The sequence below is a fragment of the Rhodococcus sp. (in: high G+C Gram-positive bacteria) genome (assembly GCF_049286785.1).
GTDB lineage: Bacteria > Actinomycetota > Actinomycetes > Mycobacteriales > Mycobacteriaceae > Rhodococcus_F.
On the sequence record NZ_JBAQEO010000452.1, the window covers coordinates 1 to 15,648 of the forward strand.

Annotated in this window: 14 protein-coding genes; 4 read left to right on the plus strand and 10 right to left on the minus strand. The window is 67.7% G+C overall.

Annotated elements, in window-relative coordinates:
• The 3 genes from WAW17_RS16395 to WAW17_RS16405 all read right to left on the minus strand — a co-directional run.
• A partial coding sequence (locus tag WAW17_RS16395; RefSeq protein WP_422334004.1) for a proton-conducting transporter membrane subunit occupies positions 1–832 on the minus strand: 832 nt, incomplete at its 3' end.
• Complete coding sequence (locus WAW17_RS16400) at positions 829–1,404, minus strand: Na(+)/H(+) antiporter subunit C (RefSeq protein WP_422334005.1); 576 nt, start codon at positions 1,402–1,404, stop codon at positions 829–831. The genes WAW17_RS16395 and WAW17_RS16400, both read right to left, overlap by 4 nt.
• Positions 1,401–4,235, minus strand: coding sequence for a Na+/H+ antiporter subunit A (locus tag WAW17_RS16405; RefSeq protein WP_422334006.1), 2,835 nt, complete (start codon positions 4,233–4,235; stop codon positions 1,401–1,403). The genes WAW17_RS16400 and WAW17_RS16405 overlap by 4 nt, the downstream gene beginning before the upstream one ends.
• A gap of 201 nt (positions 4,236–4,436) precedes the next feature.
• On the opposite strand from WAW17_RS16405, the gene WAW17_RS16410 reads away from it, so the two are divergent.
• Positions 4,437–4,847 (plus strand): NUDIX hydrolase, encoded by a 411-nt coding sequence (locus WAW17_RS16410; protein WP_422334007.1) that lies wholly within the window; start codon positions 4,437–4,439, stop codon positions 4,845–4,847.
• Here WAW17_RS16410 and WAW17_RS16415 read toward each other — a convergent pair.
• Positions 4,844–6,196, minus strand: a complete 1,353-nt coding sequence (locus WAW17_RS16415) for a hypothetical protein (protein ID WP_422334008.1) — start codon at positions 6,194–6,196, stop codon at positions 4,844–4,846. The two genes, WAW17_RS16410 and WAW17_RS16415, sit on opposite strands and share 4 nt — an antisense overlap.
• 91 nt (positions 6,197–6,287) lie before the next feature.
• On the opposite strand from WAW17_RS16415, the gene WAW17_RS16420 reads away from it, so the two are divergent.
• Positions 6,288–7,040, plus strand: a complete 753-nt coding sequence (locus WAW17_RS16420; protein ID WP_422334009.1) for an isocitrate lyase/PEP mutase family protein — start codon at positions 6,288–6,290, stop codon at positions 7,038–7,040.
• Between the two features lie 4 nt (positions 7,041–7,044).
• On the opposite strand, the gene WAW17_RS16425 is transcribed toward WAW17_RS16420, so the two are convergent.
• From WAW17_RS16425 to WAW17_RS16440, 4 genes are all read right to left on the minus strand, one after another.
• Positions 7,045–9,225, minus strand: a complete 2,181-nt coding sequence (locus WAW17_RS16425; protein ID WP_422334010.1) for an AAA family ATPase — start codon at positions 9,223–9,225, stop codon at positions 7,045–7,047.
• Between the two features lie 27 nt (positions 9,226–9,252).
• Positions 9,253–10,110: a CDP-alcohol phosphatidyltransferase family protein gene (locus WAW17_RS16430; protein WP_422334011.1), complete on the minus strand. Its 858-nt coding sequence runs from the start codon at positions 10,108–10,110 to the stop codon at positions 9,253–9,255.
• On the minus strand, positions 10,107–10,820 hold the full coding sequence (locus WAW17_RS16435) for a phosphatidylserine decarboxylase (protein WP_422334012.1): 714 nt from the start codon (positions 10,818–10,820) through the stop codon (positions 10,107–10,109). The genes WAW17_RS16430 and WAW17_RS16435 overlap by 4 nt, the downstream gene beginning before the upstream one ends.
• A gap of 306 nt (positions 10,821–11,126) precedes the next feature.
• Positions 11,127–11,582 carry an SRPBCC family protein gene (locus tag WAW17_RS16440; RefSeq protein WP_422334013.1) on the minus strand — a complete coding sequence of 152 codons (456 nt, stop codon included), beginning with the start codon at positions 11,580–11,582 and terminating at the stop codon, positions 11,127–11,129.
• A gap of 222 nt (positions 11,583–11,804) precedes the next feature.
• Between WAW17_RS16440 and WAW17_RS16445 the strand changes: the two genes are divergently transcribed.
• Positions 11,805–11,963, plus strand: coding sequence for a hypothetical protein (locus tag WAW17_RS16445; protein WP_422334014.1), 159 nt, complete (start codon positions 11,805–11,807; stop codon positions 11,961–11,963).
• Positions 11,964–11,996: 33 nt separating this feature from the next.
• Here WAW17_RS16445 and WAW17_RS16450 read toward each other — a convergent pair whose 3' ends face one another.
• Both WAW17_RS16450 and WAW17_RS16455 read right to left on the minus strand, forming a co-directional pair.
• A complete protein-coding gene (locus tag WAW17_RS16450; protein WP_422334015.1) occupies positions 11,997–13,253 on the minus strand; it encodes an NAD(P)/FAD-dependent oxidoreductase in 1,257 nt (418 codons plus the stop codon).
• Between the two features lie 107 nt (positions 13,254–13,360).
• A complete protein-coding gene (locus tag WAW17_RS16455; RefSeq protein WP_422334016.1) occupies positions 13,361–14,524 on the minus strand; it encodes a PucR family transcriptional regulator in 1,164 nt (387 codons plus the stop codon).
• Between the two features lie 112 nt (positions 14,525–14,636).
• Between WAW17_RS16455 and WAW17_RS16460 the strand changes: the two genes are divergently transcribed.
• Entirely contained in the window at positions 14,637–15,638 is a 1,002-nt protein-coding gene (locus WAW17_RS16460; RefSeq protein WP_422334030.1) for a zinc-binding alcohol dehydrogenase family protein, read from the plus strand.
• The last annotated feature ends 10 nt before the right edge of the window (positions 15,639–15,648 follow it).

The window sequence follows — 15,648 nt, forward strand, 5'->3', positions numbered from 1 at the left end:
CACCCATGGGGAAGAGCAGTGCGTGCGCTCGGATGATCGCGTACACGCCGACCTTGGTCAGCAAGCCTGCGAACACCGCGGTGACGGGGGCGGGCGCCGTGGGGTAGGAGTCGGGTAGCCAGGTGGAAAGGGGGAAGACTGCGGCTTTGATGCCGAACGCCACGAGCAGGACACCGAAGATCGCGGTGCGTGTACCGGACGGGATGCCGTCCATCCGGACCGCCATGTCGGCAAGGTTCAAGGTGCCGGTGGCCGCGTAGGCGAACGCGATGCCTGCCAGGAAGATCAGCGAAGACACCATGGAGACCATCACGTACGAGACGCCGGCCCGGACGCGGTCGGCGCTCGCCCCCAGGGTGAGCAGAACGAAGCTGGAGGCCAGCAGCACTTCGAAACCCACGTACAGGTTGAACAGATCGCCGGCGAGGAATGCGTTGGAAACGCCTGCCGTCAGTGCGAGATAGGTGGGCAGGAAGATCGAGACGGGCTGGTCTTCACTCCCGTCCCGGATACCCTGGCCGACCGCGTAGGCCATGACGGCGAGAAGGACGATGGACGAGACCACCAGCATCATCGCCGACAGACGATCGACCACCAGCGTGATTCCGATGGGGGAATCCCAGCCGCCCACCTGGATCGCCGTGGTGCCGTCACGGTCGGCGAGATAGAGCAGGAGTCCGGAGACGGCGAGGACGGTGACCAGGGCGATGAGGGAGATGGCGCGCTGGGCCCGTGGCCGGCGGCCGAGCACGAGCGTGGCGGCAGCCGCGAGCATCGGAACGAGAACCGGGAGCGGCGCGAGGGCGGTGACGATGTGGGGAGAAATGGTCACGACCTCTCCCCGATCCCGGTCTTCCCGGAGTGGGTGGGGGACTCGTCGTCGAAGTCGCCGTCGTGGAGGTCCTCGTACGATTCGAGGTCTTCGAGGTTCTTCAGCTCTTCGAGAGGGATCGGATTTCCGTCCTTGTCGAAAGCGTCGCCGACGAAGCTGGGCGCGCCGGTGAGTGGGTCGTCCGACCGGTCGCGGTCGGGTGCCTCGGCCGGCGACCGCCGCCGCATGACCTTGGTGTCCTCGGGGTCGTTCTCGAGAAGGTCATCCGTGGTGATCTTGAACGACCGATAGGCAAGGGCGAGGATGAAGCCGGCGATACCCATCGTGATGACGATCGCCGTCAGGATCATCGCCTGCGCCAACGGGTCGGCCATGGTTTCGTGGATCGAGTCGCGCCCGACGATGGGCGGGTTTCCGGACGCACCACCGGACGTGAGGATGAGCAGGTTGATGCCGTTGCCGAACAGAAGCAGGCCCAACAGCATCCGGGTGATGCTGCGCTCGATGAGAAGGTAGACGCCGGTCGAGACGAGGACGCCGACGATGATGAGGAAGCCGAGGTTGGAGCTCACCGTTGATTCACCTCGATCTGTGCGTCGAGACGAGCGCCGAGACTGCGGAGCACGTCGAGTACGAGACCGACCACGATGAGGTAGACACCCAGGTCGAAGAACAGGGCGGTGACCATCTTGACGTCACCTATCAACGGCAGCGACACCTCGAATACGGCGGACGACAGGGCCGGGGCGCCGAGGAACAGCGACGTCAGGGCGGTACCGGCTGACAGTGTCAGGCCCAGGCCCAGGATCTTTCCCGCATCGATCGGTACGGTCTCGCCGAGCTCGTACCGTCCGCCCGCGAGATAACGCAGAACCAGTGCGAGCCCTGCGGTGAGGCCGCCGGCGAAACCGCCGCCGGGCGCGTTGTGGCCGGAGAAGAAGAAATAGACCGACAACACCATGATCGACGGGAAGATCAGCCGGGTGGTGACTTCGAGGACCAGCGAGCGGTGTTTCGGATCGATGAGGTGGCCGCCGAGCAGCAACGTGGTCTCGGAATGCGCCGCCGCGGATTCCGACGTGACCGCGGGGGCGTCCGATACCCGCGGTGCGCTGCCGAATCGGCGGGTGCGGAAGACCAGGCTCGCGACACCTGTCGCGGCGACGAGCAGCACCGAGATCTCGCCGAGGGTGTCCCACGCGCGGATGTCCACCAGGAGGACGTTGACCACGTTCTTGCCGTTACCGAGGTAGTACGCGGCGTCCGGGAGCAGTCGGTGGATCGGCGCCGAGTTACGGGCGTTGATCGCGTAGGCGGCGATCGTGGTGATCGTGACCCCGGCACCGATCGCGAGCAGGGCCCGCGGGAGCTTGAAGCCGATGGCCTTGCGTTCGTCCACCTCCGCCGGCAGCTTGCGGAACACCAGCACGAAGATGACCAGCGTCAGCGTCTCCACCAGGAACTGGGTGAGCGCAAGGTCGGGGGCACCGTGCAGAGCGAAGAGCACACCGCAGCCGTAACCGGTGAGCCCCACCAGGATCACGCTGGCCAGGCGGTTGCGCATCATCGTCGCGGCCAGCGCGGCCGCCACCATCATCAGTCCGATCAGGAACTGGATCGGCGAATCCCACAACCGCACGTCGGCACTTGTGTCGGTGCCGGTCACCAGGAGCAGCAGCGGAACCACGACGAGAGTTCCCAGGATCGTTGCCTGGGTGAGGGGGAGCGAACCACGCTGGGTTGCGCCGGTCAGCCGCATCGACAGGGCGTCCATGCTGCGCAGGGTGGCGTCGTAGATCCGATCGGCGTTGCCGAGTGGTGGGTGCTCGAAGCGCAGGCGATTCACCCAGCGCTGTGCGACGAACAGTGCGGTTCCGGCCACGAACACCAGCAGCGTGAGGAGTAGCGCGGTGTTGACGCCGTGCCAGAGCGAGAGATGGTAGTCGGTGGGGCCGTCCGCGGGCAGTGTCGTCGAATACGGTGTCAGGAGCTTCTCGAGTTGCTGCGACGCGATTCCGGCCGCCGCACCGAGCACTGCCAGAGTGGCCGGGGCTGCGAGGAACAGCGGTCCGGGAGCGTGCATGTTCTGGACCGCCGGACTGGGGCGCTGAAGACGCTTGCGCCCGAACGCTCCCCACATGAACCGCACGCTGTACGCGAGGGTCAGGATCGACCCGAACACGATGACGGCGACGGCGACGATCCGCGCGGCGGGCGAGAGCGCGGTGGTGTGCAGGACGGATTCGAAAGCAGCTTCCTTGCCGACGAAACCGAGGAACGGCGGCAGCCCCGCCATACTCGCGGCGGCCAGTGCGGCGATGACCGCCAGGGCAGGCGCCCTCTTCCCGAGATGCGCGAGTTTGCGTATGTCGCGGGTTCCGGTGGTGTGGTCGATGATGCCGACCACCATGAACAGGGTCGCCTTGAACATCGCGTGGGCGACCACCAACGTCATGCCCGCCAAGGCGGCGTCGCGACTTCCGAGACCGACCAGGACCATCATGAAACCGAGTTGGCTGACGGTGCCGAAGGCGAGGACGAGCTTGAGGTCGAATGCCCGCATCGCCCGCCAGCCGGCGAGAACCATGGTCAGCAGACCGAGGGTGACGATGGTGACTCGCCACGGCGCGGCGTCCGCGAACCCTGGCGCCAACCGCGCGACGAGGTAGATGCCGGCCTTCACCATCGCCGCGGCATGCAGGTACCCGCTGACCGGAGTCGGGGCGGCCATGGCGCCGGGCAGCCAGAAGTGGAGGGGCATGAGCGCCGACTTCGACAGCGCACCGACGAGCACCAGTACGACCGCGACTCCGGCCAGCCAGCCGCGGGGTGCCACCTCGATCAGTTCGGACAGGTTGTAGGTGCCGCTGACCTGGCCGAGGATGATGATGCCGACCAGCATCGCCAGACCGCCTGCGGTGGTGACGAGGAGCGCCTGTGTTGCGGCGCGGCGACTCGACGCGCGTTCGGCGTAATGCCCGACGAGCAGGAACGACAGGACCGTCGTCAGTTCCCAGAACGTGTAGAGAAGAAGCATGTTGTCGCTGGCGACGAGGCCGAACATGGCCCCGGCGAAGGCCACCATCTCGGCAGCGAAGATGCCCAGCCGCGGTTCGTCGTCCTCGAAGTATCGGGCGCAGTACACCAGGATGAGGAATCCGATGCCGAGTACCAGAACCGACATGATCGCCGCGAGGGGATCGAACCAGAAGTCGAGGTTCATCGACAGGCCGGGAGCCCACTCGATGGAGACTGCCTGTTCCGTTCCCCAGTTCGCGATCACCCAGCCGAGTGATGCCAGCGGCACGAGAGAAAGTGGATAGAAAGCGTTGCGGCCGAACGCGCGCACCACAAGCGGAGCCAGAACGGCGGCAACAGCATGGGCGAGCAGAACAGCGAGCAAAGGGCACTCCGTCGGGGGTCGGTGGGCGGCGGGGTGTCGGTTCGGCCTTGAACCGAGGCAGGCAGACCGTTCGCATGGCTAGCGAGCTGGACTACGCCGTTCATCCTACTGGGTCCTTTTTCCCGACCGACGATCACGGCAAATCGGACAATTCGGTACGGTGTGCTGAAGCCTGTCGGTGGGGTGTTCTATGTTGCGACTGTGCCCGCCGTGATCAGAACCGCCGCGCTTGCCCACATCCGCAACCGGCGGCTACTCCAGACGAGATCGGTGGGCAAGACCGCCTTCTATATGGCGGGGGGCAAGATCGACCGGGGAGAAAACGCGGAACAGGCGCTTCACCGCGAGATCCGGGAGGAACTCGACGCGGGCATCGTGGACGGAACGCTCGAGCGCCTGGGCGTCTTCGAGGCACCGGCCTACGGTCATCCCGAGGGCACCGGCCTGCACATGACGTGTTTTCTCGCCGAGCTCGGATCGGAACCGCGGCCCACCAGCGAGATCGCGGAACTGCGCTACTTCACCGTCGACGAGTACGCCGCCATGCCCGATGTCGCGCCCGGGTCGATGCTCGTCTTCCGCCGGCTCCACGCGCTCGGTCTCGTCGACTAGGTGCGTGGTTCGGTGTGCTCCGGAGTCCCGCGCCGCGCGCGGATGGAGGAGGCGCAGTACGCGACCACGATCAGCATCGCGAAGCCGGCGAGATGATCGGCTGCAGCGGTGGACGCAGGCGACGGCACGATCGAGACCTCGAATCCGGGAGAGGCGTACACCACCAGGCTGCGCGGAACGGTGGTGGCCGCGACGAACACCAAGGAGGCGAACGGCAGGGCCGAGCCGAGGGCCGCGACCGGAGCCGATCCCGGTAGCGCCGAGGCCAGTGCGAAACCTGCGCCGGCGCCGAGGACGACGAGTCGGCCGAGGAGTCCGACGCCGTCGTTGCCGAGCATGGGCCAGACCGTGGACACGGCGGGAACCAGGGCCGCGACGCACAGACCCCGTTCGGGGAGTCGGTGCTCCGACGGCACACGGACCGACACCACGATCCCGGCGGCGAGTGAGAGCACTCCGACTCCGAGAACCAGCGGTGCGGGTGTCGTCACGATCGGGTTTCGCAGATGATCGAGCACGGGAACGGCAGCGGCGGTGACACCGGTGGCGGCGAGAAGGAAACGCCCGTCCGTTCCGGGGAAGCGGCGAGCGACCACCTCGGTGCAGGCCAGCACGAGTACGAGTGCGAAGAACACGATCAGCCAGATCGTCAGCGGCTCGCCGAACTCCTGATCCTCGATCCACGCACCGAGTAGCCGGTTGAGCAGTGCGAGGGCGAGGGCACCTGCCATCGCGGCGAGCAAGATTCTGCGGTCGGGTCGTTGTACCCGGAACTGCGGCTGCGCCAGCGCGGCCGACACGACTGCGAGCGCAACGACGGCGATCAGGAGCCACACCGGCGGCTCACCGATTGCGGACGTGCTCATTGCGGTCGGTTCCAGATATGCCGCTTCTCCGCGGGGCAGTCGTTGCACGCTCGCGAGAAGAAACGCGCTCGCGACACCGAGGGTGAGAGAGAGCTGCGACGGCCGCCGACCCCACACGGCGGCGACCGAGGCGCCCAGCAGGACTCCGGCGGCCGCGGTCTTCGCGAAGTGCAGTGCGATCAGAATGTCGATGCCGCCCACATGGGGTACGGCCCACCGGGCGCCGATCAGTGCCAGGGCGCACACCGCGCAGACGACCCACGCGGTTCGCCGCGAGCCCGACCGTTGCAGACCGGCCACGGCGATCACGGCGAGGACGAGCGCCACCGCCACCCCCGTCGGCTGGCTGCTGATCCACCTGTCGATCTCGCGGTCCGAGGCATTGATGGTCCACGCGCGACTACGAGGATTGGTGAGGACGAATCCGGCCAGCGCGCCGGACGCGAGTGCTGCTGCCGCCGGCAGAGGTTCGCGCAAGTCCATCCGCTCACGGTACTCGAGCGGGTAGGAATGGCATGAACAGTCGTGCTCGAACACCCGAGACCGCCCGAACATCCGAGGCGAGGAGCCATAGATGGCATCGATCAGCGACAAGGCCACAACCCTGCTGGAGCTGCACCAGCCCGGCAACCCCGTCATTCTGCCCACCGTGTGGGACGCGTGGTCGGCGAATCTGGCCGTCACGGCGGGGTTCGCCGCGCTGACGGTGGGAAGCCACCCGGTATCCGACTCGATCGGCAAGCCGGACAACGAGGGCATCACCTTCGACGAGTTGCTCCATCGCATCACCCAGATCACCTCGGCGGTGGACTTGCCGATCTCGGTGGACATCGAGTCGGGGTACGGCCTGGAGCCGGCTCGCCTCGTCGAGGGACTGATCGACGCGGGCGCGGTGGGACTGAACATCGAGGACACGGTGCACAGCGAGGGTGGCCGGCTGCGCGAACCGCAGGAGCATGCCGATTTCGTGGGCGGACTACGGCAGGCCGCCGATGCAGCGGGCGTTCATGTGGTGGTCAACGCGCGGACCGACCTGTTCGTGAAGAAGATCGGCGACGAGTCCGATCGCGTGGATCGGGCGATCGCGCGGCTGATTCTTGCGGCGGAAGCAGGAGCGGATGTCCTTTACCCGGTGGGCCGTCACGACGACGCCACACAGAAGCGGCTCACCTCCGAACTGCCGTTGCCCGTGAACGCCATCGGTCTGCCCGACAAGGATGATCCCGCGAGCTTCGGACCACTCGGCGTCGCTCGCGTGAGCTTCGGGCCGTTCTTCCAGGCCGCCTTGGGCGCGCACGCTGCCACCCTGCTCGATCGGTGGACCTGATTCTTCAGCGCGCCTGCGCGTAGGCCTTCAGGTGCGCCACTTGCTCGGGATCGAGCGAGGGGCGCACCTTGTCGCGTGCCGTCGCGACGTCCACCGCCGAAACATCCGCGGCGTCGATGTTCCGGCGCATCGCCGACAGGGCGGCTTCGCGCAACAGCGCCGAGCAGTCGGCCGCCGAATAGCCCTCCAGATCCTCGGCGAGGGCACCGAGATCGACGTCGTCGGCGAGCGGCACCGACTTGCCGCTGGTCCGCAGGATCGCCTTGCGTGCCTCGGAGTCCGGCGGCGGCACGAACACCAGCCGTTCGAGCCGACCCGGACGCAGCAGTGCAGGATCGATGAGGTCGGGCCGGTTGGTGGCTCCGAGGACCACGACGTCACGTAGCGGTTCGACGCCGTCGAGTTCCGTCAGCAGTGCCGCGACCACTCGATCGCCCACCCCCGAGTCGCCGCTCTGACCGCGACGCGGGGCGAGCGCGTCCACCTCGTCGAGGAAGATCAACGACGGGGCGGAGTCGCGGGCGCGCTGGAACAACTCGCGAACCGCCTTCTCGGAGGCGCCGACCCATTTATCCATCAGTTCGGCGCCCTTGACGGCGTGCACACTCAGTTGCCCGGAACTCGCCAGCGCCCGAACCAGATACGTCTTGCCGCACCCGGGCGGACCGAACAGCAGCACTCCGCGGGGCGGATCCACACCGAGGCGCGCGAACGAATCCGGGTGCTGCAACGGCCACAGCACGGCTTCCGTCAGTGCCTGCTTGGTCTCCACCATGTCCCCGACGTCGTCGAGCGTGAGACTGCCGATGGCGAGTTCCTCCGATCCCGACCGCGACAGTGGGCGGATCACGTCGAGGGCGCCCAGCAGGTCGTCCTGGGTGAGCACCGGTTCGCCGGGCGACTTGCTGGCCCGGGAGGCGGCGCGGAGTGCGGCCTCCCGGCACAGGGCGGCGAGGTCGGCCACCACGAATCCGGGTGCGCGCGCGGCGATGTCGTCCAGGGCGAGGCCGTCGTCGGTGGGAACTTTGCGTAGCAACAGTTCGAGGAGCGCTTTGCGGGTTGCGCCGTCGGGAAGTGTCAGTGTGAGTTCGCGGTCGCAGAGGTCCTGCCCTCGCAGACGGGTGTCGACCGACTCGGGATGTGCGGAGGTGGCGACGAAGGCGAGGCCGGGAATGTCCATCGCGCGTCGCAGCTGATCGACGATCAACGCGGACACCGGTTCGGGAGTGACGGGAAGCAGGGCGTCGATGTCGGTGATGAGGAGCACGCCCCCGCCGCGGACCTTCTCGACCGCGGCGGTGACCCGCTGCAACCGCGAATCCGCTTCCAGGGCGCCGACGCTGGGACCGTCGAGTTCGACCACCCGTCGTGCGGCGAGCACCGACCGCGCCAGAGTTGCCTTGCCCGTCCCGGCCGGTCCGGTCACCAGCACACCGAGATGAGGTGAGGCACCGAGCTTGCGGAGCAGTTCGGGTTCGTCGAGCGCGAGGCCGAGCCATTCGGTGAGTTTGGCCGCCTGGGTGTGCGAGCCGATCAGATCCTCGACGGGGACGGCCGGCGTCTCGCGTGTCTCGGCCGATGGCGCCGACGGCCTTCGGGGCTGCGGGGAGAGCGGGGCCCGCACGCCCTCGCCCCAGCCGACGGCGGTGTTCGGCTGAACACTTACCGGCTCACCGGCAGGATCGACCCCGGTCACGGTGAGCAGTTCCGAGGTCCAGGCGACACCGAACGTGCGGGACAGGGCCTGCGTGGCGGGTGCGGTACTGGTGCCCGGGCCCAGGTCGCGGGGCAGCAGCGACACGGTGTCGCCTACGGAGAGAACCTTTCCGAGAAGGGCATGCCGCAGCGTCACATCGGAGATGGAGGTGACGGCAAGATTCGAACCGCTGACGGTCACGGACTTCCCGCCGTACACCGTCACCGGCGTCACCACCACGGTCGCATTCTCGGACAGGCCGACATTGGACATCGTGACGTCGTCGAGCAGCACGGTTCCGGTAGGCGTACCGGCCGGCGCCCGGCCCGCGACGGCGGCGGTACGACGTGCCCCGATGAGACCGATGGCATCCCACTCGCGCAGTCCGAGGGCGGCGAGCGCCTCCGGGTGCAACCGGATCACACCGCGCCGGGTGTCGGCGGCCGACGTGTTCAGACGAACTGTGAGCGCGATTTCCGGAGTGGTCACGTCGTCGAGCCTACGTGCGGATGGGAGCTATCCGGCCCGGGGACGGCGCAGTCCGAGCCGGGCCGCCGAACGCTTGCCGCGGGTGTCGGGATGGCGCCGGATGGCGCGCCGCTCGGAGGGTTTGATGTCCCACGTCTCGGGCCGGGCAGCCACCCACCGCTTCGACCGGACCGCGAAGGGAATGTGCACCAGATACACCACGACGAGCACGATGAGCAGGATGTACGGGTAGGTGACCAGCGCCGACGCCGCGAGAGCAACGAGAACGAGCAGCCCCGCTGCCATATGCGGTGGTACGGAGACGCTCTTCAGCGCGAGCGTCGGGATCCGGCTGACAATCAGGGCGGCGGAGAGCACCGTCCACACCACGACGACGGGATACGAGGTCCACCAGCCGTCGCCCCACTGGGCCGCCACCGCGAGGGGGGTGAGGGCGATGAGCGCCCCGGCCGGTGCCGGAACACCGACGAAGTAGTCACTGGTATATCCGGGTGTGTCGTCATCGTCGAGCAGGGTGTTGAACCGGGCCAGCCGAAGCACGATGCTGACTGCGAAGATCAGCGCGATGATCCAGCCGAAGCTCTGACCATCGAGCAACGTCACGTAGAGGACCAGCGCCGGCGCGACCCCGAACGAGATGGAGTCGGCCAGCGAATCGAGTTCGGCGCCGATCTTGCTGGTGGCGTCGAGCATTCGTGCGATACGTCCGTCGAGCGAGTCGAGGACGGCGGCCGCACCGATCATGGCCAGCGCTGTTCCCGGTTCGCCGTCGAGAGCGAACTTGACGGCGGACAATCCTGCACACAGGGCGAGAATCGTGACCACGCTCGGCAACAGCCGGACGGCCTGCTGTGGTCGGCGGCGTTGTTTCCTGGGTGCGATCACGGCAGTAGAGCGATGACGGTCTCGGCGCCGATGGTGCGCTGGCCCCGCTCGACCAGAAGGGTGGTGCCCACAGGAAAGTAGGTGTCGACCCGGGAGCCGAACCGGATGAGACCGTAGGTGTCACCGATCGGCAGGGTGTCGCCGACCTGGGCGTCGCACACGATTCTGCGGGCGAGCAGTCCGGCGATCTGCACGACGGCGACGTCGTGTCCGTCGGCGGTGCGGAGCAGCATGCTGTTGCGTTCGTTGACCTCACTGGCGTCGGCGAGATCAGCGGACAGGAACCGGCCGCTGCGGTGGACGGCCTTCTGCACCACGCCGCCGACGGGGCTGCGTTGCACGTGCACGTCCAGCACGGACAGGAAGATGCTGACCCGGGGCAATGGCTCGGACCCCATGTCCAGTTCCGACGGGGGAACCGCGGAATCGACGAGTGCTACCTCACCGTCGGCGGGCGCGACCGCCACTCCGGCCCGGTTGGGCGGAACGCGGTGCGGATGGCGGAAGAACGCGGCGCAGGCGGCGGCAGAGGTCAGCGCGCTGTTGCGAACCCATTTGCGCCTGCGGCCCAGAACGGCCACGCCGAGCGGTGCGAGAACGAAGGGCAGGCCGGCCGGATGGAGAGGCGGGACGGCTCCGCGGACGAGATCGACGAAATGTCCGATCCCGGTGGTCTGTGCGGTTCCGGGTGGTCTGGGCTTGCGGGCCACGGGCTCCTCTTACTGTCTCGGATGGGCATGCTGCCTTCGCTTTGCGGGGCCCTCACAGGTTACGTGAGTGCGGCAGGTGCCAACGGCATCAGGAGAGAGTACGCACACAGGGCGTCGACCTGTGCACGGAGGCGGGGCGGACGGCGGGAGGCCGGGGTTTGCGGGCCTCGATCATGCGGATGGGCGAGCGTCACCAGGGCGCCATGCGCTGGGGATCCCTGGAGGGTGCTCACGCCCCGTCGAAGATGTCGAAGATTCGAAGCGGCGTGAGCACCCTCGGGCCTCGGAGGTCGAGGGTCGGGCGGTTCAGGTGCGTTCGGCGGCGGCCTTGATCCGGGCCAGGGTGGCGTTCATGCCTTCGACGAGTTCGACCTCGAAGTCGTCGTTCCCGCCCAGAACGGTCTTCACCAGGAACTGCGACACCTTCGACGTTCCGGTGGGCGCCTCCCGCCGCTCGGTGACCTTGGTGCCCGACTCTGTGGGTTCGAGATCGTACGACCAGATCGTGCGGTTCTCGGCGATCCGGAACGCTAGCGACCTGTTGGGCTCGAAGCGCACGACCTTCGACGTCGTGGGCCACACCAGGAGGCCCTTACGGTTGAGGTTGACGGTCTTTGCGCCCTTCTCGACGACGCCGCCGAGAACGCGCATCTTCCGGCACTGCGGGCTCCACTCGCCCATCCGCTTCAGGTCCGACACGACTGCCCACACGTCCTGCGGGGTCGCGGCGATATCGATCGTGGCTTCGAGGGTCTTGGCCATTCGGCTGTCTCCAGTCATGGAAGGCGGTACGGACGGTAACAAACACTTCCGGGTCATCGTAGGCGCACAGTGCCGGAGCATGTGCGGTAGGTCACCGCGGTACCCGGCCTGTCGACAATATTCGACGTGCCGCGCGCCTCACGCGATCCGTGTAACCCGGAGGGCAGAATCGCCGATGAGTAAAGTGCAGTTGCTCGACGAATCGGTTCGGAAGTGATCGTTGTGAACATTCATTCGATCCTGCGGTGGGACCACCGCAACTCTCTCCCACTACTCGAATCCGCCCGCTTGAAGGGAAGCCCTTCGACCTGGCCGGCGGAAAAGCTCGAACGCCTGTTGACGCCGACCGAGATCGAACAGGTTCTCCGCGGCAGGCTGTAGCCCGTGTGCGAAGGCCCGAGATCACCCCCGGGATCACCGCAGCGGGTCGAACCGCCGCATCACCTCGGGCACCTTCGCCCCCGTCATCGAGGCCGCCAGCATCCGTCCGGTGACAGGGCCGAGGGCGACACCCCACATGCCGTGCCCGCCGGCGACGTGCACACGGGGTGAGCGGGTGCGGCCGACCAGCGGAAGTCCGTCGGCGGTGCACGGCCGCGAACCCACCCACTCCTCCCGCCGGGCTTCCCAGTCGACGCCGGTGAACATCGGTGTCGCGGCGTCGACGATGGCCTGCACCCGCCGGGGGTCGAGCGGCGCGTCGGGGTTGCGGAACTCCATCATCCCGGCCACCCGGAAGCGGTCGTGCAACGGCGTGCACGCCACCCGCTGGGTGGGGAAGTAGATCGGGTTCTTCGGCATCTGGCGGGGCTGGACGCTGAAGCTGTATCCACGCCCGGCCTGCACCGGAGTGCGGACTCCGAACGGGCGGGCCAGGGAATTGAGTCGCGCACCGCTGGCGATGACGACGGCATCGGCAGTGATCGCATCGCCGGATGGTGACTCCAGCGACACGCCGTCGTTTTCGTGGTCCCGCACTGCCGCGACGTCGAAACCGGACACGATGTCGCCGCCGCGGGTGCGGACGGCGTCGGCGAGGGAGTTGACGAACCGCGGCGGATCGATGAAGCGTTGATTGCGCAGTCGCAGGCCGGAACGGACACCGTTGCCCAGGCTCGGCTCGAGAGAACGTATTTCGTCCCCGGTCATGCGGTCGTATTCCACCTCGCCGCCGACGGCCTCGACATGCCGGAACTCGTCGACGAGAGCCTCCCGGTCCTCGTCGCATGCGAAGGCGGTGAGGAACGGGTCGGCGAGATGCGTGTGTTCACGTACGCCACCGTCGGCCAGTTCGTCGTAGGCGCCCAGGGCGACCCGGTTGACCTCGGCGTACACGGTCATCGCGTCTTTCCAGCGACCCTGCGTGCAGTGCCGGGCGAAGCCGACGAGGAACCTGATGAGGCGTAGGTCGGTGGTGAAAGGAACGTAGACGGGCGAGGAGGGCTTCATCATCGCGCGGAGCCCGTACCTCAGTACCGCGGGTTCGGGAAGCGGAAGCGTCAACGCCGGTGCGAGCCAGCCCGCGTTGCCCCACGACGAGTCGGCGGCGACCCCCGTGCGGTCGACCACAGTGACGCGGACGCCACGCTCCTGCAGGAACCACGCCGCCGACAAACCGACGATCCCGGCCCCGACGACGGCGACATGTTCCGGACGCTCCGCAGTGTTCATGAGTCAATCATCAGCAGTTTCCGAGCCCGGGGGAGTAGCGGTTCGGCCAGTGTCAGGCCGCGGACCCTGTGCAATCGGACAGGGTCGTGCGGTGCCTGGTGAGCGGCTCAGTGATTGCGCAGACCCTGCAATTTCAGGTGCAACATCAGAATGAGCCGGGTATCGGGATCGGCAAGATCCACCCCGCAGGACTCGACGCAACGTCGCAGCCGATTGCGCAACGTATTGGGGTGGACATGGAGCGCGGCTGCCGCGTCGGAGACATCGCCCCCATGAGTGAGGAATGCTCGGGCGGTGGACACCAGATCGGTTCCGTGCCGGGTGTCGTGCAGGCTGAGCGCGGCCAGCGGCGTCAGCGACCCGAGCCCGTCGAGAATGTCGGCGGCATGCAATGCGAGGACGGCCGCCAGCGTCTCGCGCATGGTGCCCACGACCCCGCCGGTGCGTGCGTGCTGCAGTGCCGACAGGACACGGTCGGCGTCACCGCGGGAGAGATGGCCCTGGCTTGCGGTGTCCACCTCACGGCCGACGGCGACGACGAACTCGGAACCACTGCGGGCGCGTCCCAGGAAGTCCTCGGCGAGGCGGCGCACCTCCCGTGCGGGGGCGGCGATGACCACGTAGATGACGTCCCCGAGCTGGGCGGCCACCGAATCGACGGCAAGGGTATCGAGATAGAGGCCCAGGGACGCGAGCAGCCCGGACGGAAGTGCGTGGCCCGGTCGTACCGGAGCAGTTGCCGCGACGGTGAGCCGACCCTGCAGTCCGAGGTCGTCCGCGGCCCGGAGTGCCGGTTCGCCGCCGCCGATCAGTGCGCGCACCCGGTCGGCCTGCAATCGCCGCGTCGAGTCCACCCGTTCCCGCTCGGCCGCGATATGTTCCGCCACAACCGGCACCGCCGACCGCAGAATCGACTCCTGCTCCGGTGTCGGGGCCGAGGTCATCGCAGCCCAGATCGACCCCACCGAGCGCCCCTGATCGCGCACCGCGATCACTGCACGCGGTCGCATCTCCGGTACGTGCAGATCCACGTAGAGGACGTCGGTGTCGCGGTGCAGACGTTCGAAGATGCCTGCCTCGTCGAGCAGTTGCCGGTATTTTCCCGGCACCTGACGGCCCAGGATGGTGCCGATCCTGGCCTCGTCCACCGTCTGCTCACTACTGGAGTAAGCCAGAACGGTCGAGTTCTCGTCCTCGATGGTGATCGGTGCGCCGATCAACTCGGCCAGCGACCCTGCCACCGTGAACAAGTCTTCACCGCGCAGATCCATGGATGGAGCGTAAGTCCAGTCGAGGCGAACACGCGTTTCCCCACGCTGGCGGCGGCACCATTCGGGGGGCATTGTTAGGGGTATGCCGGCGACCGAGCGCGGAACCGAGACGATGGCCGCGTGGCGGGTCGTCGCTCCGGGTCCCGTCTCGGGGCAACCTCTGGAGTGGGGACGCATCGCAATACCCGAGGCGCGGCCGGATGAGCTCCTCGTGAAGGTACTGGCTTGCGGGGTGTGCCGAACGGATCTGCATGTCACCGAAGGCGATCTACCGGTCCACCGGCCGTCCGTCGTCCCGGGCCACGAAGTGGTGGGCGAGGTTGTCTCGGTGGGTGAGTCGGTGTCCGGCGGATTCTCGGCCGGCGATCGGGTGGGCGTCGCCTGGTTGCGTCACACCTGTGGCCGCTGTGCACAGTGCCTTCGGGGAGCCGAGAACCTGTGCAGGCAATCGCTGTACACCGGGTGGGACGCGGACGGTGGTTACGCCGAATACACCACGGTTCCCGCGGAGTTCGCGCTCCGCCTACCGGATGGGTATTCGAATGCGGAACTCGCGCCGCTGCTGTGTGCCGGGATCATCGGCTACCGCGCACTCGAGCGTGCCTGCGTCCCCGAGGGTGGTTCGCTGGGCATCTACGGATTCGGTGGCAGTGCGCACCTGACCTCGCAGGTGGCGATGGCGCGCGGGGTCCGGGTGCATGTGATGACGCGCGGCGAGGAGGCGGGGGCACTGGCCCTGGCGCTGGGGGCCGTGTCCGTGCAGGGGGCGCGGGACCGCCCGCCCGAACCGCTCGATTCGGCGATCCTCTTCGCGCCCGCAGGAGATCTGGTGCCCGTGGCGATGGAGGCTCTCGCCGACGGCGGGACGCTCGCGGTGGCCGGCATCCACCTCACCGACATTCCGCCGCTCGAGTATCAGAAGCACCTGTTCCGGGAGCGTCAGATCCGCAGCGTCACCGCCAACACCCGCGCTGATTCGGCTGCCTTCCTGCGCTTCGCCGGTGAGCACCGGTTGAGTATCGACACCCACCCGTATCCACTGGCGAGCGCCGACCTGGCGCTCCGTGATCTGGCCGGCGGCAGGTTCAGTGGCGCCGCCGTGCTCGAGATGTAGCGCTGCCCGG